Source organism: Methylopila musalis (assembly GCF_042679725.1).
Classification (GTDB): domain Bacteria; phylum Pseudomonadota; class Alphaproteobacteria; order Rhizobiales; family Methylopilaceae; genus Methylopila; species Methylopila musalis.
Window position 1 is genome coordinate 1 of the sequence record NZ_JBHTMX010000013.1, and the last position, 22120, is coordinate 22120.

The window sequence follows — 22120 nt, forward strand, 5'->3', positions numbered from 1 at the left end:
GTCTCGCGCGCCAGCCGCTCCAGATGGGCGCTCGCGGCGAGCGGCAGCGCGGCGCGGTCCAGACCGAAGCGGCGGAAGGCCAGCGCCTCGTCGGCGAAGCGGGCGGCGAGCGTCTCCGCCCATGTCCGCGGCCGCTCGGCGGGCTCCAGATGCTGGTCGAAACGCGGCGTCGAGAAGCGGTGGTCGCGCATCACCGCCACGATCGGCAGCCCGGCGGGCGCGGCGCCGGTCGCCACCTCGATGGCGCGGGCGTTGTCGGCGTGGATCAGCCGCGGCTCGACCTGCGCGATGATGCGGGCGAGCGCCTGCTCATGGGCGCCGCCGGGGGTGGTGCGGTGGGTCATGGCGACCCCGCCGGGCGGCCGCGCCAGATAGCGGGCCGCGAAGGCCTCCGCCCGCTCGGGCGGCGCCTCCGCCAGTTCGGCCGCGGCCTGACGCGCGAAGGCGATCCATTTCAGCCCGAACGGGCGACGCTTCAGCTTGTTGACCTCGGCCTGGGTCAGCCGGTGCAGCGGCCAGGCGGCGCGGGCCGGAAGCGCCAGCGCGTGCACGCCGTCCACCGTCCGCAGCACGGGCGCCGCCACGCCCTTTTCGAACGTCGTCACCAGAACCTGATCGCGCAGGCGCGGCTCGCGCAGCAGCAGATGCAGGCTCCGCTCCGCGCCGCCCGCCTCGTCCGGCGGGTAACGGTCCGACACCACGAGCACGCGACGCTTCGGCAGACCGGCGAGTAGCCGATCGAACTCATCCGCCATACGGGCGGCCCTGTTTTCGAACCCTCACTGGGCGACGACCTCGAACCTGTCCACGTCCACCAGCCCGAAATCCGTGATCTTCAAATGAGGAATGACCGCGAGCGGCAGGAACGCCACCTGCAGGAACGGCTCCGACAGCCCGCAGCCGAGATCGCGCGCCGCGGCGCGCAGGGAAAGCAGCTTGTCGCGCACCGCCTCGTGCGGTTCAAGGCTCATGAGGCCCGCGAGCGGCGCGGCGAGCTCGGCCCGCGGCTCTCCCCCGGCCGCCACCACGAAGCCGCCGCCGAGCGCGATCACCCGGTTGACGGCGACCGCCATGTCCTCCGGATCGACGCCCACCACGCAGATGTTGTGGCTGTCATGGCCGACCGAGGAGGCGATCGCGCCCCGCGCCAGCGTGAAGCCCTTCACGAAGCCGCGGCCGATGTTGCGGTTCACCCCGTGCCGGGCGACCACCGCCACGGGCAGCGCGTCCTGCGCCACGTCGGCGGCGAGAACGCCGTCCGGGGCGCGAAGCTCCAGCTCCAGCCGCTCGGTGACGATCTTGTCGGGGATGACGCCGATCACCGGATGGCGCCCGGCCCGCCCCCGCGGCGCCAGATCGGCGGCGCGCACGGGCTCGGCCTTCATGCTGTCGAGCCCGACGGGCGCCGGTCCCGCCCGGCCCTCGAACAGCGCGTCGCGCACCAGCCTCCCGCCGGCGATCACCGCCTCGACCCGGCAGCCCTCGTAATCGGACAGCAGCGCGAGGTCCGCGCGCTTGCCCGGCGCCACCAGCCCCCGGTCGCGCAGGCCGAAGGCGTTCGCCGCCGACCAGCTCGCCGCGCGGTAGACATGGGCCGCCGGCGCGCCCTGCCCGATCGCCCAGCGGATCATGTGGTCGAGATGGCCCTCCGCCTCGATCTCCACCGGGTTGCGGTCGTCGGTGCAGAGCGCCACGAAGGCGGAGGTCTCGGGCGTGATCAGCGACCAGAGCGCGCGCAGGTCCTTGGCGATCGAGCTTTCGCGGATCAGCACCGTCATGCCCTTGCGCAGCTTCTCGAGCGCCTCCTCGTAGGACGTGGACTCGTGGTCGGTGCGGATGCCGGCGGCGAGATAGCCATTGAGATCGAGCCCGCGCACCAGGGGCGCGTGGCCGTCGATATGGGCGCCCTGAAATGCGGCGAGCTTGGCCATGCAGCCCGGATCGCCGTTCAGCACGCCCGGAAAGTTCATGAACTCGGCGAGGCCGAGCGCCTTGGGCCGTCCGACGAAGGGCAGCAGGTCCTCGACCTCCAGCCGCGCGCCGGAGGTCTCCAGCGGCGAAGCGGGCACGCAGGAGGACAGGTTGACCCGGATGTCCATCACCGCCGCCTCGGCCGCGCGCAGCGCGTAGTCGATGCCATCCGCACCCAGCACGTTGGCGATCTCGTGCGGGTCCCAGATCGCGGTGGTCACGCCATGGGGCAGCACGCAGCGCTCGAATTCGGCCGGCGTCAGCAGCGACGATTCGATGTGAACGTGGGCGTCGATGAAGCCCGGAACCACGGTGAGGCCGCGCCCGTCGACGATCTCGGCGCCGTCGTACGTTCCGAAGGTGCCGACGATCGTGTCGCCCGCGATCGCCACGTCGCTCTCGAACAGCGTGGCGGTGGCGACGTCCAGCACCCGGGCGCCCTTGATCACCAGATCGGCCGGCGCGCGCCCCCGCCCCTGCGCGATGCGACGCGCCAGCGCCTCGGGCGTGATGCTGTGCCGATCCGACATGACGACTCCTGCCTCGCGGAGCCGTGATTTTGGCCGCGCCGCGCGCTGCGCTCAAGCCCAACCTGTCGGAGCGCCCCCGCCCGGTCCCCGCGCCAGGTGTTCTAGCGCGCGCCCGCCGCCCGCACAGGCTCGCCGCTGGCGACCCGCGTGGCGGCGGGGCCGGAGGCGCAGACGTTGGGAGCCGCGAAGGAGGTGGCGTCGTTCACCGCCAGCTGCCCCGGCCGCCCGTCGCCCAGCGGATCGAAGGCGAGCCGTCCGTCCCGGTCCACCGAGAAGATCGTGTCGGAAGGGTAATGCATGTAGGCGCCCTGCTGCAGCGACCGCCGCACATGGCCCGAGGTGGAGGGGTAGCCGTAAAGCGCCAGCAGATCGGCCGTGGGGTACAGGCCCTCGCGCAGCGCCTTGCGGGCGAAGCCGAGGCGCATGCGGCGGCTCGCGTCCTGCGGCAGGGCCGCCAGCGCCGGTGGCGGCGCGATCACGACCTCGGCCGGCAGACGCCCGACGTAGCGCGCGATCAGCGCCTTTTCCTCCGCGAAGGCCGGGCCGCGGAACACCGGCTCCCGGTCGCGGTTGAGGCCGACGCCGCCCTCGGTCTCGGTGACGACGAACTGGCCCGGCGTCCAGACCGACACCAGATCCGGCGTGCTGGTGTAGTCGGTGCGCCGGCCGTCCGCGCCGAGCGCCCCGATGGCGTAGACGCCCTCGTTCAGCGCCAGCATGTTCACCAGCCGGTCGGGCGCGGTGTTGCCCGCCGCCACGAACACCGGCACGCCCCGCGCGCGCAGGCTCGCCATGGCGTCGCGGACGATGCGGTACGGGTTGTCGCCGCCCGCGAGCTGCGCCAGCGCGTCCAGCGCCTTCGCCCGGAAGCGGGAGATGTCGCCGTGCGCGATGCGGTCGGAGGGGCCGAGCTGGCGGTTCACGTCGTCCAGATCGACCGGCAGCACGATGGAGCTGATCACGGCCGCCGGCCGTTCGATCCGCCCGGACTCAATGTCGGCCGCGAGCCGCGCCATGTCGCGCGCCAGCGTGGCGGCGTTGAACACCGGGTCGATCTGATAGGCCGTCACCCGCGCATGGCTGAGGCCGGCGATGGCGGCCACGAGATCGCCATGGCTGACGCGGACCGCCTCCGGGTGATCGGGATCGGTCAGGTCGTCGTCGAGATTGGCGGCGCGGTGGTAGCGGAAGGTGTCGAGCACCAGGAACGGCGCCGTGGAGGCGCAGGCGCTCTCCACCGCGGCCTCGGCTTCGGCGCTGGCGAACCGGCGGGGATCTGCGAGGGAGCCTGCGCCCCAGCGCGGCGCGCCGGAATAGGCGCCGTCGGCGGCGAAGGCGGGCGGAGACGACATGCCGCCGGCGCCGCCCTGAACCGTGAGCGCGAAGGCCACGACGGCGAGCGTCGAAACCAGCTTCCCGATGCCGGAGCCGTTCGCCATAGGTCCCGCCTCACTCCTCCTCGCGGGCCGAAGCCCCGGTGGACAGGTGCGAGCAATGAGCCCGCGCGAGAGCGGCTCGATACGAAAGCGACGTTCGAGCCGGAGCAGAACGCTTGCGGACGCCAAAACGACGACGCCCTACGCAACAATCTTTCGAGGTTCACACAATTTACTTATGCTGCATAGCACTATCTTAGTTTGCAACGCACCATTTCGTCCACCCGTCATCTTTTTCGGTTCTGTGACGCCGCGGAGACACGGCGCGGAGGCCTGCGACCCGTTGACACGCCGGCTCCAGCATCCCATCGTCCGGGCTCTCCGAGGGGCGCCCCGACCGGGCTGAGACGGCGATCGCCGGACCCTTTGAACCTGATCCGGGTCGTGCCGGCGAAGGAACGGGGCGAACGATCCATGGCTTCCGTCCCCGCGCCTCTTCCGTCCGCCGCGCCCGCTGCATGGAAAGGATCGCGCCCATGCGCGTGACAGTGCTGGGAGCCGGCGTCGCAGGCCTGACCGCGGCGGAGGAGCTGGCGCTGCTCGGCGTCTCCGTGACCGTGCTGGAGCGCGGCGACCGTCTGGGCGCCCTCGCCTGCTCGTGGTCCGCCGGCGGCATGCTGGCGCCCTGGTGCGAGCGGGAAAGCGCGGACGAGGCGGTGCTGCGGGACGGCCGGACCGCGCTCGACTGGTGGCCCGAGGCGGTGGACGGTGTCACGCAGGCCGGCACGCTGGTGGTGGCGCCGGCCCGCGACCATGCCGAGCTCGCCCGCTTCGCCCGCCGCACGGAGGCGTTCGAGACCGTGGACGCCGAGGCCATCGCGGCGCTGGAGCCGGACCTCGCCGGCCGCTTCCGCTCCGGCCTGTTCTTTCCCCGCGAGGCTCATCTCGATCCCCGCGCGGCGCTGGCCGGGCTCGCCGCCCGCCTCGTCGCGCTCGGCGGCGAGATCCGCTACGGCGTCGCGGCGACAGCGGACGAGGCCGAGGGCGACGCTGTGGTGGACGCACGGGGCTTCGCCGCCCGCGAGGCGGTTCCGGACCTGCGCGGCGTGCGCGGCGAGATGCTGGTGGTCCGCACCACCGAGATCGCCTTCGCGCGCCCGGTGCGGCTGCTGCATCCGCGCATCCCGTTCTACGTGGTGCCCCGCGGCGACGGCGTGTTCATGCTGGGCGCCACCATGCTCGAGAGCGCGGAGCGGCGCGGGCCGGTGGTGCGCTCGGTGGCGGATCTGCTCAACGCGGCCTTCGCGCTGCATCCGGCTTTCGGCGAGGCGGAGATCCTCGAGACCCGCGCGGACGTGCGGCCGGCCTTCCCCGACAATCTGCCGCGCGTTGAAAGCCGCGGCCGCGTGACTTACGTCAACGGTCTCTATCGCCATGGCTTCCTGCTGTCGCCCACCTGCGCGCGGGCGGTGGCGGAGGCCGTGCTCGGACAGACAGGGAGCGGCCATGAAGCTGATCGTGAACGGCGACGCGCTTGATCTCGCGGCCTCCGATCTCGCGCGGGCGCTCGAGATTCTGGACTATGGCGACGCCGTGGTGGCGACCGCGCTGAACGGCGCCTTCGTGCCCGCCCGCGCCCGCGCCACGACCGCGCTCAACGACGGCGATCGGATCGAGATCGTCGCGCCCCGGCAGGGAGGATGACATGCTGACCTTTTATGGCGTCGAGCTGCGCTCGCGGCTGCTGCTCGGCACCGCGCAATACCCCTCGCCGCTCGTGCTGGCGGACGCGGCGCGGGCGTCGGGAACCGACATCCTCACCGTGTCGCTGCGCCGGGAGTCCGGTCGCCTGCGGGAGGGGCAGGACTTCTGGGGCCTGATCGCCGACCTCAACGTGAAGGTGCTGCCCAACACCGCCGGCTGCCATTCGGTGCAGGAGGCCGTGACCACCGCCCAGATGGCGCGGGAGGTGTTCGGCACGTCCTGGATCAAGCTGGAGGTGATTGGCGACGCCGACACGCTGCAGCCGGACGTGTTCGGTCTGGTAGAGGCCGCCCGCATCCTGTGCGACGACGGCTTTGAGGTGTTTCCCTACACCACCGAGGATCTGGTGGTCGCCGAGCGTCTGCTGGAGGCGGGCTGCAAGGTGCTGATGCCCTGGGGCGCCCCGATCGGCACCGGGCTCGGCCTCAACAACGTCTACGGCCTGCGCTCGCTGCGGGCGCATTTCCCCGACACCCCGCTGGTGATTGACGCCGGCATCGGCAAGCCGAGCCACGCGGCCGCCGCCATGGAGCTCGGCTACGACGCCGTGCTGCTGAACACGGCGGTGGCGAAGGCGGGCGATTCGGTGGCCATGGCCTCCGCCTTCGCCCGCGCCATCGAGGCGGGCCGCGTGGCCTATCTCGCCGATCCGATCGAGCCGCGGGACATGGCGGCGCCGTCCACGCCGGTGTTCGGCCGGGCGAGCCTCGCATGAGCGCGCGCCTCGATCCGTTCTACCCGGTCGTCGACAGCGCCGACTGGGTGGCCCGCCTGACCGCCGTGGGCGCCCGTCTGATCCAGCTGCGCGTCAAGGACAAGCCGCGCGGCGAGATCTACGGCGAGGTGAGGCGCGCGCTCGGCCTCTGCGCCGCGAGCGGCGCGACGCTGGTGGTGAACGACTACTGGGACATCGCCATCGACGAGGGCGCGAGCGTCCTGCATCTCGGGCAGGAGGATCTGGACGGCGCCGACCTGAAGGCGATCCGCGCTGCCGGCATCCGTCTCGGCGTCTCGACCCACACGCCCGAAGAGCTCGACCGGGCGCTGTCCGTCGATCCGCACCACGTGGCGCTCGGCCCGATCTGGCCGACCATCCTGAAGAAGATGCCGTTCCCGCCCCAAGGACTGGAGCGGATCGGCGAATGGAAACGGCGGATCGGCGACCGTCCGCTGGTGGCGATCGGCGGTCTGACGCCGGACCGCGCCACGCAGTGCCTCGCGGCCGGAGCCGACGTGGTCGCCGTGGTCAACGACGTGCTCGGGAACGCCGATCCGGAGGCGCGCGCGCGTGAATGGCTGTCCGTGACCCGCGAAACCGCATGATCTTGCAGTGCAATACGACGCTACGGCGCGTTTTCGTACCGTTGCGGGTAAACTGTTCTTAAGGGGCGGTCTGCTTACTTGAGGTGTGAAGTCGCCTCATGGAGCATGCCCGATGTTGCTGTTGACGGACGAGGCCGAACGGGGCCGCCGTCTCGCGAAACAGCTTGGCGCGGCGCATTCCCTCTGGCGCGGCGCGTTCGAGCCGCTCCCCTCAGATGCGGGCGCGCCGCAGGCCGTCGTCACCGATGTGGCCTTTGACAATGAGGCGGCGGTCCACTGGCTGCGCCGCGCCCTGCGTGCGCTGAAACAGCGCGACGTTCCCGTGGTGTGCCTGCTGAGAACGGAAGACCGCCGCGAGCAGGTTCAGGCCTATGCGCTCGGCGCCACCCGCGTGCTCCCGCCGGGCGCCAGCGACCAGGACATCATCCGCGCGGTCCGCGCGCTTCAGGAGCGGTCGGACACCGGCCTCGCCGGCGAGGCGCTGCGCTCACGCATCGTCGAGGCGAGCGCAAGCTTCGACGACATGATGTCGGCGGGCCAGAACGGCGAGCCGCCGAGCCTGCAGACGGTGACCGCGCACGCCGACGTGGTGCTGGGCGCGATCAAGCAGGACGGCGTCAAGGCGTGGCTCAGCGCGCTCCGATCCTACAACGACGTGACCTACCAGCATTGTCTGACGGTGACGGGCCTCGCCGCCGCCTTCGCCACCCGGCTCGGCTTCTGCGCCCGCGACCGCATGCGCCTGACCCGCGCAGCCGCCCTGCACGACATCGGCAAGTCCCGCATCCCGCTCGCCATTCTGGACAAGCCGGGGCAACTGACGCCGGCCGAATGGACCATCATGCGTTCTCACCCGGTGATCGGCTACGACCTGCTCGCCCGGCGCGACGGCTTCTGCCCGGAAGAGCTCGCGGTGGTCCGCAGCCATCACGAGATGCTGGACGGCTCGGGCTATCCAGACGGCCTCAGCGGCCGGGAGATCGGCGATCTGACGCGGCTTCTCACAATCTGCGACATCTACGCGGCGCTGATCACGCCCCGCCCCTACAAGGACGCGATGTCGGCCACGGACGCCTACGAGCTGATGGTGCGCATGGGTCCGAAGCTCGACGCCGACATGCTGGCGGAGTTCCGGCGCATCCGCGACGACGTGGACTTCGACCCCGCGGCGTGACGGGAGGGCGCGTTCAGCCCGCGCCGTCGTCGTTCTCGGAGTTCAGATCGTCGGGCGCGATCGCGCCCGTTCCCGGCTCGGGCCGCCCCTGCGTCGGGCTGCCGCCGGCCCCGGTCCCGGCCTTGTCCGCCGCGTCGTCCTCGGGCGTGTCGGTCGTCTTCGGCGTGTCCTGTCCGGCCATGTGGCGTTCCTCCTGAAACAACTGTCAGCGAGACAGCGCCCGACGCCGGCCTCCGGTTCCCGTCAGTGCAGGATCTGGCTGAGGAACAACTTCGTGCGCTCGTGCTGGGGGTTGGCGAAGAAGGCGTTCGGCTCGTTCATCTCCACGATCTGGCCGGCGTCCATGAAGATGACGCGGTTCGCCACCTGACGGGCGAAGCCCATCTCGTGGGTCACGCACAGCATGGTCATGCCGTCGTTGGCGAGGCCGACCATGGTGTCGAGCACCTCCTTGACCATCTCGGGGTCGAGCGCCGAGGTCGGCTCGTCGAACAGCATGATCTTGGGCTTCATGCACAGCGCCCGGGCGATGGCGACGCGCTGCTGCTGGCCGCCGGAGAGCTGGCCGGGATATTTCTTCGCCTGATCCGGGATGCGCACCCGTTTCAGGTAGTGCATCGCCAGCTCCTCGGCGTCCTTCTTCGGCATCTTGCGCACCCAGATCGGCGCCAGCGTGCAGTTCTCGAGGATGGTCAGATGCGGGAACAGGTTGAAGTGCTGGAAGCACATGCCGACGTCGCGGCGGATCTCGTCGATCTTCTTCAGATCGTTGGTGAGCTCCGTGCCCTCCACGATGATCTGGCCCTTCTGGAACTCCTCCAGCCGGTTGATGCAGCGGATCATCGTCGACTTGCCGGACCCCGACGGCCCGCAGATGACGATTCGCTCGCCGCGGCGAACCTTCAGGTTAATGTCCTTCAGCACGTTGAACTCGCCGTACCATTTGGACATGCCGATGATCTCGACGGCGGTCTCCTTGGAGATCTTGGCCTGTTCGGCCTTCGCCAGATCCTCGGCGTCGACGACGGATTCCGCCATGGGTCTCGATCCTTCCGAAATCAACGTGTGTGGCCGGTGTCGAGCCGCTCTTCGACGAAGCGCGAGTAGCGGGACATGCCGTAGCAGAAGATGAAATAGATCACGCCGGCGAAGGCGAAGCCGGTGTAGACGGTGACGGGCGTCGCCCAGTTCGGGTCGGCGAAGCCGGCGCGGATGATGCCGAGGAAGTCGAAGATCGAGACGATCGCCACCAGCGTCGTGTCCTTGAACAGGCCGATGAAGGTGTTGACGATGCCCGGGATCACCAGCTTCAGCGCCTGCGGCAGCACGATCAGCAGCATCATCGGCCAGTAGCGCAGGCCGAGCGCCTGGGCGCCCTCGTACTGCCCCTTCGGGATCGCCTGCAGGCCGCCGCGCACCACCTCGGCCATGTAGGCCGCGGAGAACAGCGCCACGCCCACCAGCGCCCGCAGCAACCCGTCGATGGTCCAGCCCGAGGGCAGGAACAGCGGCAGCATGTAGGTGGCGAAGAACAGCACCGTGATCAGCGGCACGCCGCGCCAGAATTCGATGAAGGCGATCGACAGGAAGCGGATCAGCGGCAGCTTCGACCGCCGCCCGAGCGCCAGCAGCACGCCGAGCGGCAGCGACGCGACGATGCCCGTGGTCGCCACCACCAGCGTCACCAGCAGGCCGCCCCAGGCGCGGGTCTCCACATGCCGCAGGCCGAACAGGCCGCCGCTGAGCAGGATCACCGCGAAGATCGGGAACGCCACGAAGAACAGAAGCGCGTTCAGCTTCTTGTAGGGCGCGGACGGGATCAGCAGAGGCGCGATCAGCGCCACAGCCACGAAGAAGGTGGTGGCGGGACGCCAATGCTGGTCGGCGGGGTAGAAGCCATAAAGCAGCTGCCCGAACCGCGCGGTGATGAAGGGCCAGCAGGCGCCCGTGCCCGGCGCGAGGCAGGCCTCGCGGTTCGCGCCGGTCCACACCGCGCGCAGGATCATGAAGTCCACCAGAACCCACGCCACGTAGACGGCGCCCGCGGCGCAAACCACCGTCAGCAGCGTGTTGAACGGTCCCGCGAACAGGTTGGATCGCGCCCAGCCCGAGAAGCCGGCGACGGAGGCCGGCGGCGGCTCCGGCGCCAGCATCGTGGCGCGGACGAAGGGACGTTCGGCGCCGAAGGTCGCGTCGGTCATGGTCGGTCCCTCACCGCTCCACCAGCGCCACGCGCCGGTTGTACCAGTTCATGAAGGCGGAGGTGACGAGGCTGATGATGAGGTAGCAGCCCATGGTGATGGCGATGATCTCGATCGCCTGTCCGGTCTGGTTCAGCGTCGTGCCCGCGAACACCTGCACCAGCTCCGGATAGCCGATGAAGGCGGCGAGCGAGGAGTTCTTGGTGAGGTTGAGGTACTGGCTGGTCAGCGGCGGCACCATGACGCGGAGCGCCTGGGGGATGACCACGAGCCGGGTCGCGAGGCCGGGCTTCAGCCCGAGCGAGGCCGCCGCCTCCGACTGGCCGCGGCTCACCGCCTTGATGCCAGCGCGCACGATCTCGGCGATGAAGCCGCCGGTGTAGATCGAGAGCGCGATGGTGAGCGCAGCGAACTCCGGCAGCAGCCGCGAGCCGCCGGTGAAGTTGAAGCCCTTCAGCACCGGCTCCTCAATGGTGACGGGGAAACCCGCCAGCGCGAGCGCCACGAACGGCAGGCCGATCAGCAGCGCGAGCGACGTCCAGAGCACGGGGAACGGCTGGCCGGTGCGCATCTGCCGGGCCGTGGCCCACATCTTCAGCGCGACCACGGCGGCGGCCGCCACCAGCAGCGCGATCAGCCCGATGTAGCTGCCGTCGCCGAAGATCAGCTTCGGGATGTAGACGCCGCGGTTGTTGATGTAGATCTCGCCAAAGATCGAATAGCTCTGGCGCGCGGCCGGCATCGCGGCCAGCACCGCCAGATACCAGAACAGCACATGGAACAGCAGCGGCAGGTTGCGCGTCACCTCCACATAGGCGGTGCACACCTGCCGCACCACCCAGTTCTTGGACAGCCGCCCGACGCCCACGAGAAAGCCGAAGATGGTGGCGAAGACAATGCCGACCACGGCGACCAGAAGGGTGTTCAGCAGGCCCACCAGCAGCGCGCGGGCGTAGGTCGAGGCTTCGCTGTACTCGACCAGCGTCTGGTTGATGCTGAAGCCCGCGGTCTGGCTCAGGAAGCCGAAGCCGGAGGTGATGCGCTGGCTGGCGAGGTTGCTCTGGGCGTTCCAGACCATGACGCCCACCAGCAGCAGCGCCAGGGCGCCGATCGCGCCCTGCGCGATCCAGCCGCGCGTCTTCTCGTTGGACCAGATCGACCCGCGGGCGCCGGCCGGCGCGCCGGCGGTCGGTCCCTCATGCGTGATCGCCATGCGCGGCTCCCAATGCGGTGATCGAACGTGGCGCGGGCGACGTCGCGCCGCCCGCGCGCATTCCCGTCAGGATCAGCGGATCGGCGCGCCGTACTGCAGGCCGCCCTTGTTCCACAGCGCGTTCTTGCCGCGCTCGATCTTCAGCGGCGAGCCGGAGCCCACGTTGCGCTCGAAGGCCTCGCCGTAATTGCCCACCTTGGAGACGATGCGGACGACCCAGTCCTTCGACAGGCCAAGCTGCTCGCCGAAATTGCCCTCGACGCCCAGCATGCGGCGGATGTCCGGGTTCGGGGAGTTCAGCATCTCCTGCACGTTCTTGGAGGTGACGCCGGCTTCCTCGGCGTTCAGCATAGCGTAGTGCACCCACTTCACCACGTCGAACCACTGGTCGTCGCCCTGGCGCACGGCGGTGGCGAGCGGCTCCTTGGAGATCAGCTCCGGCAGGACGACGTGGTCGTCCTTGTTGGCGAGCTTCAGGCGCAGCGCATAGAGTTGCGACTGGTCGGAGGTGAAGACCTCGCAGCGGCCGGATTCATAAGCCTTCAGCGTCTCTTCCTGCCCCTGGAAAGCAACGACCTCGTACTGGAGGTTGTTGGTGCGGAAGAAGTCGCCGACGTTCAGCTCGGTGGTGGTGCCGGACTGGGTGCAGATCGAGGCGCCGTTCAGCTCCAGCGCCGACTTCACGCCGAGCTCCTTGCGCACGAGGAAGCCCTGGCCGTCGTAATAGTTGGTGGCGGTGAAGTTCAGGCCCTGGGTCGCGTCGCGGGACGAGGTCCAGGTGGAGTTGCGCGACAGCACGTCGATCTCGCCGGACTGGAGCGCGGTGAAGCGGTCCTTGGCGGTCAGCGGCGTGAACCGCACCTTGGAGGCGTCGTCGAAGATCGCGGCGGCCACCGCGCGACAGACATCCACGTCGAGACCGGTCCACTCGCCCTTTTCATTGGGGTTGGAGAAGCCCGGAAGACCCGTGCTGACGCCGCACTGCACGAAGCCCTTCTGTTTCACCTGGTCCAGGGTCGCCGCGTGGGCGGCGCCGGACGCGAAGACCGCCGAAGCGCCGAACGCCAGAGCGGTAAGGAACTGTTTCATGGAAGATGCTCGCCTTGTTCGCCGTGAGGGGCCGCTGGCTTAAGATCCGCGAGGCCGGCTTCCCCGGTCTGTTGTTCGCAAGAGCGGATGGGGAAGCACATAGAGCGCCGGCTCTCGCCTTCATCCCGATGTTCGCCCAAGAAACATGCGGTCCGCGAGCCCAATTTCGCGCCAGTTGTAAAAAATGGTCAAGGCTTGACGATCCCGGCGGCGCCGCAGCATGAACGGTGTTCCTGCATCAAAATGTGAGGCGGCAGCCCAATGACGCGCCACGGCGACACGCCCTTCGGGCCGCTGACCACGCTGATTCACGCCGGCCGCGACACGGCCGCCCAGCACGGCTTCGTGAATCCCCCGATCGTGCGCGGCTCCACCGTGCTGTCGCCCACCGTCGCCGATCTGGAGGGCCACACCGGCCGCTACAGCTACGGCCGCCGCGGCTCGCCCACGGTGGACGCGCTGACGGACGCGCTGAAGGAGATCGAGGGCGGCGCCCATGTGGCGCTGGTCCCGTCGGGGCTCAACGCCGTGACCACGGCGCTGCTCGCGGTGCTCGGCGCCGGCGACCACCTGCTGATGGTGGACACGGTCTACCAGCCGACCCGGCACTTCTGCGACACGTTCCTGCGCCGGATGGGCGTCGCCGTCAGCTACTACGACCCCCATGTGGGCGCGGACATCTCCGATCTGATGCGGCCCGAGACCAAGGCCGTGTTCGTGGAGAGCCCCGGCTCGCTCACCTTCGAGGTGCAGGACGTGCCCGCCATCGCCGGCGCCGTCCACGCCCGCGGGGCGGCCGTGATCATGGACAACACCTGGGCGACGCCGCTGCTGTTCCGCGCCCACGACCACGGCGTCGACCTGTCGCTCACCGCCGGCACCAAATATCTCGGCGGCCACGCCGACCTGCTGCTCGGCACGATCTCCGCCAACGCCGCCTACGCCGGCGCGCTGAAGGCCGCGCACGGCGCGCTCGGCCTCTGCGTCGGGCCGGAAGACCTGTTCCTGGCGCTGCGGGGCCTGCGCACGCTGGGCGTCCGGCTCGCCCACCACCAGGCGGCGGGCCTGCGCGTGGCGCGCTGGCTCGCCTCCCGGCCGGACGTGGCGCGGGTGATGCACCCGGCGCTGGAGACCGACCCCGGCCACGAGCTGTGGAAGCGCGACTTCCAGGGCGCGAGCGGCCTGTTCGCGATCGAGCTCGCCCCCGGCTCCAAGGCGGCCGTCGCGGCCTTCCTCGACGGGCTGAAGCTGTTCGGCCTCGGCTACTCCTGGGGCGGCTTCGAGAGCCTCGCCATCCCGTTCGAGGCCGGCCCGATCCGCACCGCGAGCCGCTGGAGCCCGCTCGGACCGACCATCCGCATCCACATCGGGCTGGAGGAGGTCGAGGACCTGATCGCCGACCTCGACGCCGGCCTCGCCCGCTACGCCGCCGCGCGCTGACCGCGCCGCCCGGCCTCCCGTTCCAGCCTCATCCGGACGTGACCGACATGACCGCCTACGCCGCGCTCAGCGCCCATTTCAGCCGCCTGTCGGCGCTCTCCAACGCCATCGGCGTCCTGCACTGGGACCATGCGGCCGTGATGCCCAAGGGCTCGGCGGAAAAGCGCGGCGAAAGCCTCGCCCTGCTGAACGTGCTGCGCCACGACATGCTGACCGACGCCCGCGTGGGCGACTGGCTGTCTGAGGCCGAGACCGACAATGGGCTCGGGGCGTGGGAGCGCGCCAACCTGCGCGAGATCCGCCGCGTCTACACCGTGGAGACCGCCATCCCGGCCGACTTGGTGGCCGCCTCGTCGAAGGCAACCTCGGCCTGCGAAATGGCGTGGCGCGACGCCCGCGCGGCGTCCGATTTCAAGGGCTTGCTGCCGCGTCTTCAGGAGGTGCTCAAGCTTCAGCGCGAGATCGGCCGCGCCAAGGGCGAGAAGCTGGCCTTGAGCCCCTACGACGCGCTGCTGAACGACTACGAGCCCGGCGGCCGCTCGGCCGCGATCGACGTGCTGTTCGACGATCTCGCCGCGTTCCTGCCGGGCTTCACCGAGGAGGCCATGGCGGCGCAGGCGCGCCGGCCGGCGGTCCCGCCGCTCGACGGCCCCTTCCCCGTCGAGACCCAGAAGGCGCTCGGCCTGAAGATGATGGCCGCGCTCGGGTTCGATTTCGACCGCGGCCGGCTCGATGTCTCCACCCACCCGTTCTGCGGCGGCTCGGACGACGACGTGCGCATCACCACCCGCTACGACGAGGCGGACTTCACCAGTTCGCTGATGGGCGTGCTGCACGAGACCGGCCACGCGCTCTACGAGCAGGGCCGCCCGCGCGCCTTCATGGGACAGCCGGTGGGCGAGGCCCGCGGCATGAGCGTGCACGAGAGCCAATCGCTGCTGATCGAGATGCAGGCCTGCCGCAGCCGGGAGTTCCTGACCTACGCCGCGCCGGTGATGCGCGAGGCCTTCGGCGGCTCCGGCCCCGGCTGGGAGGCGGACGCGCTGTGGCGGCGCTACACCCGCGTGGCGCCCGGCTTCATCCGGGTGGACGCGGACGAGGTGACCTATCCGGCCCACGTCATCCTGCGCTACCGGCTGGAGAAGGCGCTGATCGCCGACGCCATGGCGCTCGCGGACCTGCCCGCCGCCTGGGCTGATGGCATGCAGGCGCTGCTCGGGATCACGCCCCCGGACGACCGGCGCGGCTGTCTGCAGGACGTGCACTGGCCGAGCGGCGGCTGGGGCTATTTCCCCACCTACACGCTCGGCGCGATGACGGCGGCGCAGCTGTTCGACGCCGCCACCCGCGCCGACGCGGACATCCTGCCCGGCGTCGCCCGCGGAGATTTCCAGCCGCTGCTGGCGTGGCTTCGGACCAACGTGCACGGCAAGGGCTCGAGCCTCTCCACCGACGATCTGCTGACGGAGGCTACCGGCCGGCCGCTCGACGCCGGCGTGTTCAAGGCGCATCTGGCGCGGCGCTATCTCGACCAGGCTTGACCCACATCAATCCACGAAATCCCACAAAGCCTCCCGTAATTTCCGGAGAAGAATATTTGTTGACATGATTTGGAGCGTCCGGCGCCCTTTTTATGGGCGCGGACGCGATGTTCCCGCGATCGGATCAACGAAAAGCCACAGAGTCTCAGCGGAAGCCGAAACTGGCCCGCATCGTGCTTCTCACGTTTTCGTGTCGGCCCCTCGGCCGAGGAAGCGGGAGAACAACATGCTTCGTTATGTGACGCGCGCGCTTTCGGCGGGGCTCGTGGCCTCCGCCATCGGCCTCGGCGCCGCGCCGGCGATGGCCGCGCCGGAGTCGAAGGATCCGATCAAGGTCACGCTGCACGACTGGACCGGCCAGCTCATCTCCGCCCGCCTCATGGGCGAGACGCTGAAGAAGGCCGGCTACACCGTCGAATACGTCCAGGCCGACTATCTGGCGCAGTTCGCCGGCATGAAGACCGGCGACCTGCATGTCGCCATGGAGGTCTGGGCCACCACCGCCAAGGAGGCCATGGACGCCGCCATCGCCGAAGGCGGCGTGGAGAATGTCGGCGAGACCGGCATGCAGGCGATCGAGGACTGGTGGTTCCCGGACTACATGAAGGAGAAGTGCCCGGGCCTGCCCGACTGGGAGGCGCTGAAGTCCTGCGCCGAGGCCTTCTCCGTGCCCGAGACCGCGCCCAAGGGCCGCTATCTCGGCGGCCCCGTCACCTGGGGCGGCTACGACGAGGAGCGCGTTCAGGCGCTCGGCCTCGACTTCGAGGTGGTGCACGCCGGCACCGACGCCGCCATGTTCGCCGAGCTCCAGAGCGCCTACGAGCGCAAGGCGCCGATCATTCTGTGGATCTACGCGCCGCACTGGGCGCCCATCAAGTACAAGGGCGAGTGGGTGAAGTTCCCGGCCTATGAAAAGGCCTGTTACGAGGACCCGGCCTGGGGCGTGAACAAGGAGGCCAAGTACGACTGCGCCAAGCCCCGCGGCCCGATCTACAAGGCCGCCTGGACCGGCGTGAAGGACAAGTGGCCGGGCGCCTACAAGGCCATCAAGGCCTATACCTTCACCAACGACGAGATCGGCGCGCTGGCCGCCAAGGTCGACCTCGACGGCAAGAAGGTCGAGGACGTGGTGGACGAGTGGATGGCCGCCAACGAAAGCCGCTGGAAGGGCTGGCTCGGCCAGTGAGCGACGCGGACTGAACCGCCTCAGCCGAACCGCCGCCGCCGGGCCTCCTTCGCACGAGGTCCGGCGGCGCCTTGCGCCGTCCTCTCCGCCGGAACATCGCTATGAGTCATCCGATCCTCGCCTGCCGCGACGTGTCCAAGCTCTACGGCCCGAAGGCGGAGCGCTTCGTGCGCGACGGCAAGCTCGCGGCCGAGCCCTCGGCGCTGGCGGAGGCCGGCGTCACCGCCGCGACGCTGAACGTGAGCCTCGAGATCGAGCGCGGCGAGACGTTCGTGATCATGGGCCTGTCCGGCTCCGGCAAGTCCACGCTGGTGCGCATCCTCGCGGGACTCACGCCGCCGAGCGCCGGCGTGGTGCTGTTCGAGGACCGTGACCTCGCCTCCATGAGCGAGCATGAGCTGATCCAGATCCGCCGCCACCAGATGGGCATGGTGTTCCAGCATTTCGCGCTGCTGCCGCACCTGACCGTGCTCGGCAACGTGGCGTTCCCGCTCGAAATCCAGGGCCGCCCCAAGGCCGAGCGCGACGCGCGGGCCCGCGAGATGATCTCGCTGGTGGGGCTCGACGGCCGCGAGGGCCGCTTCCCGCGCGAGCTGTCCGGCGGCCAGCAGCAGCGGGTCGGCATCGCCCGCTCGCTCGCGGCGGGGCCGGACCTCTGGTTCCTAGACGAGCCGTTTTCGGCGCTCGATCCGCTGATCCGCCGGGAGATGCAGGACGAGGTGCTGCGGCTTCAGGGCCTGCTCAAGAAGACCATCGTGTTCATCACCCATGATTTCGACGAGGCGACCCGGATCGCCGACCGCATCGTCATCATGAAGGACGGGCGGGTGGAGCAGGTGGGCAGCGCCGAGGAGCTGGTGCTGAAGCCCGCGACCGACTACGTGCGCGCCTTCACCCGCGACGCGCCCCGCGCCAAGATCCTGACCGCCCGCGCCGTGCTGGCGCCCGCGCCCGCCGGGGCGGACTTCGCCGGCGAGGTCGCCGCCACCGCCCGCATCGCGAGCTTCGCCCGCGACGTGGAGCGCGCCGACAAGCCCTTCGCGGTGACGGAGAACGGCGCGCTGCTCGGCGTGGTCGACCGCCTCGCCATGATCGACGTGCTGGTCGGCCACACGGACCGCGCCGCATGAGCCTCGCGGACACCCGCCCGGCGGCGCCCGCCGCGCTGCCGAAGCTCGCCCCCGGCCGGCTGCTCTGGCCGCTGGCGGCGCTCGTCACCGTCGCGCTCGTCATGGCGCCCGCGGGCGTCCTGCCCGCCTGGGCCGTCAAGGTTCCCGCCGCCTGGCAGCTCGGGCTCGCGCCGCAGATCTCGGCCTTCATGAAATGGCTGATGGAGAGCGCCACCTTCGGCCTGTTCACGGTGCGCGAGTTCACCCGCGCCATCGCCTGGACGCTGGACCTGCCGCTCTCCGCCGCGAAGGCCGTGCTCTCGACCGGCGTCATCGTCGGACAGGGCGCGGACGCGGTGAAGCTCGCGCCGCCGATCCCGTGGTTCGCCATGGTGGCGCTGGGCGTCGCGGCGGGCTACGCCGTCAGCGGCCTGCGCCTCGCGGCGCTGATGGGCCTCGGCCTGCTCTATCTCGCGGTCTTCGGGCAATGGGCGGGCGCCATGGTGACGCTGGCCTCTGTGCTGGTGTCGAGCCTGCTCGGCGCGTTCGGCGGCCTGCTGCTCGGCCTCGCCTGCGTGCGCTGGCGCGCCGTCGAGCGCGCCGTCGCGCCCCTGCTCGATCTCGCCCAGACCATGCCGGTCTTCGCCTATCTGCTGCCCATGCTGATCCTGTTCGGCTTCGGCCCGGTCTCGGCCATGGTCGCCACCATCATCTACGCCATGCCGCCCATGGTGCGCGTGACCATCCTCGCCATCCGCGCCGTGCCCGAGGACGTGCGCTCGCTCGGCGTCATGACCGGCTGCACCCGGCGGCAGACCACGTGGAAGATGCTGGTGCCCACCGCCCTGCCCGCGCTGATGGTGGGCGTGAACCAGGTGATCATGCTGTCGCTGAACGTGGTCATCATCGCGTCCATGATCGGCGCCGGCGGCCTCGGCTTCGACGTGCTGACCGCGCTTCGCCGCAACGACATCGGCGCGGGCCTCGAGGCCGGCCTCGCCATCACGGTGCTCGCCATCCTGCTCGACCGCTTCGCGCAAGGGCTCGCCCGCGGGGCCGAGGGCGGAGCGGCGGGGCGCTCACGGCGCCGTCTCGCGCTCTACGCGGCGCTGGCGGCGGTCGCGCTGCTGTGGCTGCTCGCGGCGCTGTGGCCGTCGATCGCGCTCTATCCGGAGAGCTGGCGGCTCTCCACCGCGCCGTGGTGGAACGATCTGGTGCGCTGGATCAACCTCACCTTCTACAGCCAGCTCGAAGCGGTGAAGGTTTTCTTCCTGCTGAACATTCTGGTGCCGGTGAAGCGGTTCATGCTGGCGCTGCCCTGGCCGTGGGTGGTCGCGATCGTGACGCTGGCGGGCTTCCGGCTCGGCGGGGTCCGGCTCGCGGCGGTGACGGGCGCCATGACGCTGTTCATCGCGCTGTCGGGCCTGTGGCCCGCCGCCATGGTCACGGTCTATCTCTGCGGCGTGGGCGTGATGCTCGCCATGCTGATCGGCGTGCCGATCGGGCTGCTCGCGGCCGCCAATCCCACCGCGCGCAAGATCACCGACGTGGCGGTGGACACGCTCCAGACGCTGCCCTCCTTCGTCTACCTCATCCCCTTCGTGATGCTGTTCAAGGTGGGCGACTTCACCGCGCTGATCGCGATCGTGCTCTACGCGGTGACGCCCGCGATCCGCTACACCGCCCATGGCGTGTCGCAGATCCATCCGGCCCTGATCGAGGCGGGGACGATGAACGGCTGCACCCGGCTGCAGAGCCTGATCCGCATCCGCCTGCCGCTGGCGGCGCCGGAGATCCTGCTTGGCCTCAACCAGACGCTGATGCTGGCGCTGTCCATGCTGGTCATCACCGCGCTGGTCGGCACCCGCGATCTCGGACAGGAGGTCTATTCTGCGCTCGCGCAGGCCAATGTGGGCAAGGGGCTGGTGGCGGGCCTGTGCGTCGCCTTCATCGGCATGATCGCCGACCGGATGCTGTCCGCGGCCTCGGGGCGGCTTCGCCAGCGGCTGGGACTGGGCTGACGCGACCTTCGAGCGCGGCGGCGTCCGTCGCCGCGCGGAGGAGTGGAACGATCGGTCCGGCCGATCGTTAACGACCCATAATAACGAAATTATGGGAGCGATCATGAAACGTCTCGCCGTGCTGTCCATGGCCGCCGCGCTCGCGCTGGCCCCCGCCGCCGCCTTCGCGCAGTCGCCGCAGTCCACGCCCTCCACCGTCGACAAGCCGTCGGAGCCGGGCAAGGCCTCTCCCGGCACCACCGGCGCCATGGATAAGGCGGTCGGCGGCGCCGCCACCAGCCCGCAGGACGTCAAGCGCCAGAACGAGGGCATGGCCCCGGCGGCGGAAGGCGGGTACAAGACCCATGAGAGCCCGACCCCCGACGTCACCAAGCCGTCGCCCGGCACGGTGGGCGGCGCGCCCGGCGCGAACCCTCCGAAGCCCCAGTAAGCTCTTCGGAGCAGCGAAGGCCCGAACGAAAAAGGCCGCCCTTCCGGGCGGCCTTTGCTGTTGTGCGATGAGAAAAGCGCGCTTCGTCGGGCGGCGGGCGTTCAGGCCCAGAACGGGTCCGCCTTCATGAGGGCCGAAAAGTTCTTGGCCGCGGCGGAGAGCAGCTTCGCCGCCCGCGCCTGCCCCTCGCCCGCGATCACGCCGGCCGCGAAGGCCTGATCCGCGTCGCCCGCCTTCACCGCCGCATGGGCGAGGCGGCGGGTGAGATCGCGCGCGGTGGCGATGTCGTTCAGCAGGCCGAGATCCTCCTGCAGCTCCGCGAGGCCCGTGCTGAAGGCGGAATAGCGCTTCTTCGCCCCGCCCTCGACGAACACATGCTCGAAGAAGTCGGTGGCGTAGCGCAGCTTCTTGGCCTCGATGCGCACCTGATGGCGGTCGTAAGGGCTCAGGCTTTCAAGCTCTTTGCCGGACTTCTTCACCTTCTTTCGCCGCTTGGTCAGAACGTCCGCGGCGAAGGTCGCGATCGGCGCGGCCCGCTGTTCGGCCGTCTCCGGCGCAGAGCGCCAGGCGCCCAGCGCCAGCCACTCCACCAGATCGAGCATCAGCTCGCGGGAGCGCGGCGACTGCAGCGCCTTGGCGGCGGCGACGTAGGCCGCGTCCCGATCCTTCGTCAGCCGCGCGGCGAGGGCGGCCTGTCCGGCGTCGGCGGCGAGCGCCTCGGCGTCCGAGACGTGGCGTTCGATGAACACGTCGAGGTCGCGGGCGTCGCCGAGCGCGCCGGCGAGCCATTTCAGCCCGTCGCGCAATGCGACGCTGCGCTCGTCGGCGATCGCCGCGCCGAATACCGAGAAGGCGGAGCGCATGCGGCGCAGCGCAACCCGGGCCTGATGGGTGGCCTTCGGATCCGGGCCCGCCAGCAGCACGTTCTCGTTCAGGCGGTACTGGCGCAGGCAGTCGCCGACGGCGGCGAGGAACGCCTCCTCCACCGTCATGTCGGGCGTGATCGGCGAGGTTCCGGCCTTCACCGGCGCGCCGAGCTGGCCGGCGAGCGCCGAATAGCCGCGCTCGGACTTGGCGAGCGCGCTCACCCGGATCGGCGCCAGCCCGAACAGCTCCCGCGCCAGCGCGAACAGCTCCTCCGCCCCGCCCGACAGCAGCTCCAGCTCCAGCTCGCAGAACGGATGGCTGGCCTCGCCCGCCTCGATCGACGCCTCGTCCAGCGCGATCTCGGCCGCGAACTCGCCGCGCCGCACGTCATAGACGGTGCGCTTCGCGGCCACCGTGAACACGGGTTGCAAAAGCGGCGCGCTGCCGTCCTCCCGGCCGAGGATGGAGGCGAGCAGCGTCTGCTCCTCCACCGTCAGCGCCAGTTCCGGGCCGCGGGACCGCCGCTCCCATTCCGACCGGTCGAACAGGCCGACGCCGCCGCTGGAGCGCTTGATGGTCTGGACGTAGATGCGGCCCTTGCGGCGGATGCGCAGCGAAACGCCGTGGCGCGACAGCAGCTGGTCGGCGGTGTCGAAGTAGACGCTGGTCAGCCGGGTGGCGACGCCGCGCTTGGCCGCGCCGTCCGTCTTGCGCAGCGCTCCGCCGATGCGGTTCAGGGCGGTGGCGGCGGCTTCGAATTTCAGTTCGCGTTCGCGCCCGTCGAGCGGGCCGGCGTCAGGCTGCGTATCGGCGACGGCGTCCATAGAGCTGGCGAAACCTTGGTCATTGCACGGGGCGAGGACGCTAGCACCCGCCCCTGTCACA

Annotated in this window: 20 protein-coding genes and 1 riboswitch; of the genes, 11 read left to right on the forward strand and 9 right to left on the reverse strand. The window is 70.3% G+C overall.

The window, feature by feature from the left end; translation table 11 throughout:
* The 3 genes from ACFQ4O_RS03520 to ACFQ4O_RS03530 all read right to left on the reverse strand — a co-directional run.
* The coding region (locus ACFQ4O_RS03520; RefSeq protein ID WP_378774262.1) for a hypothetical protein at positions 1 to 755 on the reverse strand (755 nt) is incomplete at its 3' end.
* Between the two features lie 24 nt (positions 756 to 779).
* Positions 780 to 2501 (reverse strand): adenine deaminase, encoded by a 1722-nt coding sequence (ade, locus tag ACFQ4O_RS03525; protein WP_378774263.1) that lies wholly within the window; start codon positions 2499 to 2501, stop codon positions 780 to 782.
* A 101-nt stretch (positions 2502 to 2602) separates the two neighbouring features.
* The gene (locus ACFQ4O_RS03530; protein ID WP_378774264.1) at positions 2603 to 3940 is read right to left on the reverse strand and encodes a hypothetical protein; all 1338 of its coding nucleotides are present in this window, start codon (positions 3938 to 3940) and stop codon (positions 2603 to 2605) included.
* Between the two features lie 311 nt (positions 3941 to 4251).
* Positions 4252 to 4353: riboswitch (TPP riboswitch) on the forward strand.
* Positions 4354 to 4413: 60 nt separating this feature from the next.
* Here ACFQ4O_RS03530 and thiO point away from each other — a divergent pair.
* From thiO to ACFQ4O_RS03555, 5 genes are all read left to right on the forward strand, one after another.
* Positions 4414 to 5415: a glycine oxidase ThiO gene (thiO, locus tag ACFQ4O_RS03535; protein ID WP_378774265.1), complete on the forward strand. Its 1002-nt coding sequence runs from the start codon at positions 4414 to 4416 to the stop codon at positions 5413 to 5415.
* On the forward strand, positions 5384 to 5581 hold the full coding sequence (thiS, locus tag ACFQ4O_RS03540) for a sulfur carrier protein ThiS (protein ID WP_378774266.1): 198 nt from the start codon (positions 5384 to 5386) through the stop codon (positions 5579 to 5581). Before thiO ends, thiS begins: the two co-directional genes overlap by 32 nt.
* Position 5582: 1 nt before the next feature.
* Entirely contained in the window at positions 5583 to 6356 is a 774-nt protein-coding gene (locus tag ACFQ4O_RS03545) for a thiazole synthase (protein WP_378774267.1), read from the forward strand.
* Positions 6353 to 6964: a thiamine phosphate synthase gene (locus tag ACFQ4O_RS03550; RefSeq protein ID WP_378774268.1), complete on the forward strand. Its 612-nt coding sequence runs from the start codon at positions 6353 to 6355 to the stop codon at positions 6962 to 6964. The genes ACFQ4O_RS03545 and ACFQ4O_RS03550 overlap by 4 nt, the downstream gene beginning before the upstream one ends.
* 112 nt (positions 6965 to 7076) lie before the next feature.
* On the forward strand, positions 7077 to 8138 hold the full coding sequence (locus ACFQ4O_RS03555) for an HD-GYP domain-containing protein (RefSeq protein ID WP_378774269.1): 1062 nt from the start codon (positions 7077 to 7079) through the stop codon (positions 8136 to 8138).
* 13 nt (positions 8139 to 8151) lie between these two features.
* On the opposite strand, the gene ACFQ4O_RS03560 is transcribed toward ACFQ4O_RS03555, so the two are convergent.
* The 5 genes from ACFQ4O_RS03560 to ACFQ4O_RS03580 form a co-directional block, all read right to left on the reverse strand.
* The gene (locus tag ACFQ4O_RS03560) at positions 8152 to 8319 is read right to left on the reverse strand and encodes a hypothetical protein (protein ID WP_378774270.1); all 168 of its coding nucleotides are present in this window, start codon (positions 8317 to 8319) and stop codon (positions 8152 to 8154) included.
* Positions 8320 to 8381: 62 nt separating this feature from the next.
* The gene (locus ACFQ4O_RS03565; protein ID WP_378774292.1) at positions 8382 to 9089 is read right to left on the reverse strand and encodes an amino acid ABC transporter ATP-binding protein; all 708 of its coding nucleotides are present in this window, start codon (positions 9087 to 9089) and stop codon (positions 8382 to 8384) included.
* A 107-nt stretch (positions 9090 to 9196) separates the two neighbouring features.
* Positions 9197 to 10339 (reverse strand): amino acid ABC transporter permease, encoded by a 1143-nt coding sequence (locus tag ACFQ4O_RS03570; protein WP_378774271.1) that lies wholly within the window; start codon positions 10337 to 10339, stop codon positions 9197 to 9199.
* Positions 10340 to 10349: 10 nt separating this feature from the next.
* Positions 10350 to 11552: an amino acid ABC transporter permease gene (locus tag ACFQ4O_RS03575; RefSeq protein ID WP_378774272.1), complete on the reverse strand. Its 1203-nt coding sequence runs from the start codon at positions 11550 to 11552 to the stop codon at positions 10350 to 10352.
* 72 nt (positions 11553 to 11624) lie between these two features.
* Entirely contained in the window at positions 11625 to 12641 is a 1017-nt protein-coding gene (locus ACFQ4O_RS03580; RefSeq protein WP_378774273.1) for an amino acid ABC transporter substrate-binding protein, read from the reverse strand.
* Between the two features lie 261 nt (positions 12642 to 12902).
* Between ACFQ4O_RS03580 and metC the strand changes: the two genes are divergently transcribed.
* From metC to ACFQ4O_RS03610, 6 genes are all read left to right on the forward strand, one after another.
* On the forward strand, positions 12903 to 14081 hold the full coding sequence (metC, locus tag ACFQ4O_RS03585; protein ID WP_378774274.1) for a cystathionine beta-lyase: 1179 nt from the start codon (positions 12903 to 12905) through the stop codon (positions 14079 to 14081).
* A 47-nt stretch (positions 14082 to 14128) separates the two neighbouring features.
* Positions 14129 to 15622, forward strand: a complete 1494-nt coding sequence (locus tag ACFQ4O_RS03590) for a carboxypeptidase M32 (protein ID WP_378774275.1) — start codon at positions 14129 to 14131, stop codon at positions 15620 to 15622.
* A 226-nt stretch (positions 15623 to 15848) separates the two neighbouring features.
* The gene (locus ACFQ4O_RS03595; protein WP_378774276.1) at positions 15849 to 16808 is read left to right on the forward strand and encodes an ABC transporter substrate-binding protein; all 960 of its coding nucleotides are present in this window, start codon (positions 15849 to 15851) and stop codon (positions 16806 to 16808) included.
* A gap of 101 nt (positions 16809 to 16909) precedes the next feature.
* Positions 16910 to 17938: a quaternary amine ABC transporter ATP-binding protein gene (locus tag ACFQ4O_RS03600; protein WP_378774277.1), complete on the forward strand. Its 1029-nt coding sequence runs from the start codon at positions 16910 to 16912 to the stop codon at positions 17936 to 17938.
* Entirely contained in the window at positions 17935 to 19938 is a 2004-nt protein-coding gene (locus ACFQ4O_RS03605) for an ABC transporter permease (RefSeq protein WP_378774278.1), read from the forward strand. The genes ACFQ4O_RS03600 and ACFQ4O_RS03605 overlap by 4 nt, the downstream gene beginning before the upstream one ends.
* Positions 19939 to 20041: 103 nt before the next feature.
* Positions 20042 to 20368, forward strand: a complete 327-nt coding sequence (locus ACFQ4O_RS03610) for a hypothetical protein (RefSeq protein WP_378774279.1) — start codon at positions 20042 to 20044, stop codon at positions 20366 to 20368.
* Positions 20369 to 20469: 101 nt separating this feature from the next.
* On the opposite strand, the gene ACFQ4O_RS03615 is transcribed toward ACFQ4O_RS03610, so the two are convergent.
* Entirely contained in the window at positions 20470 to 22059 is a 1590-nt protein-coding gene (locus tag ACFQ4O_RS03615) for a CYTH and CHAD domain-containing protein (RefSeq protein WP_378774280.1), read from the reverse strand.
* Positions 22060 to 22120 lie beyond the last annotated feature (61 nt).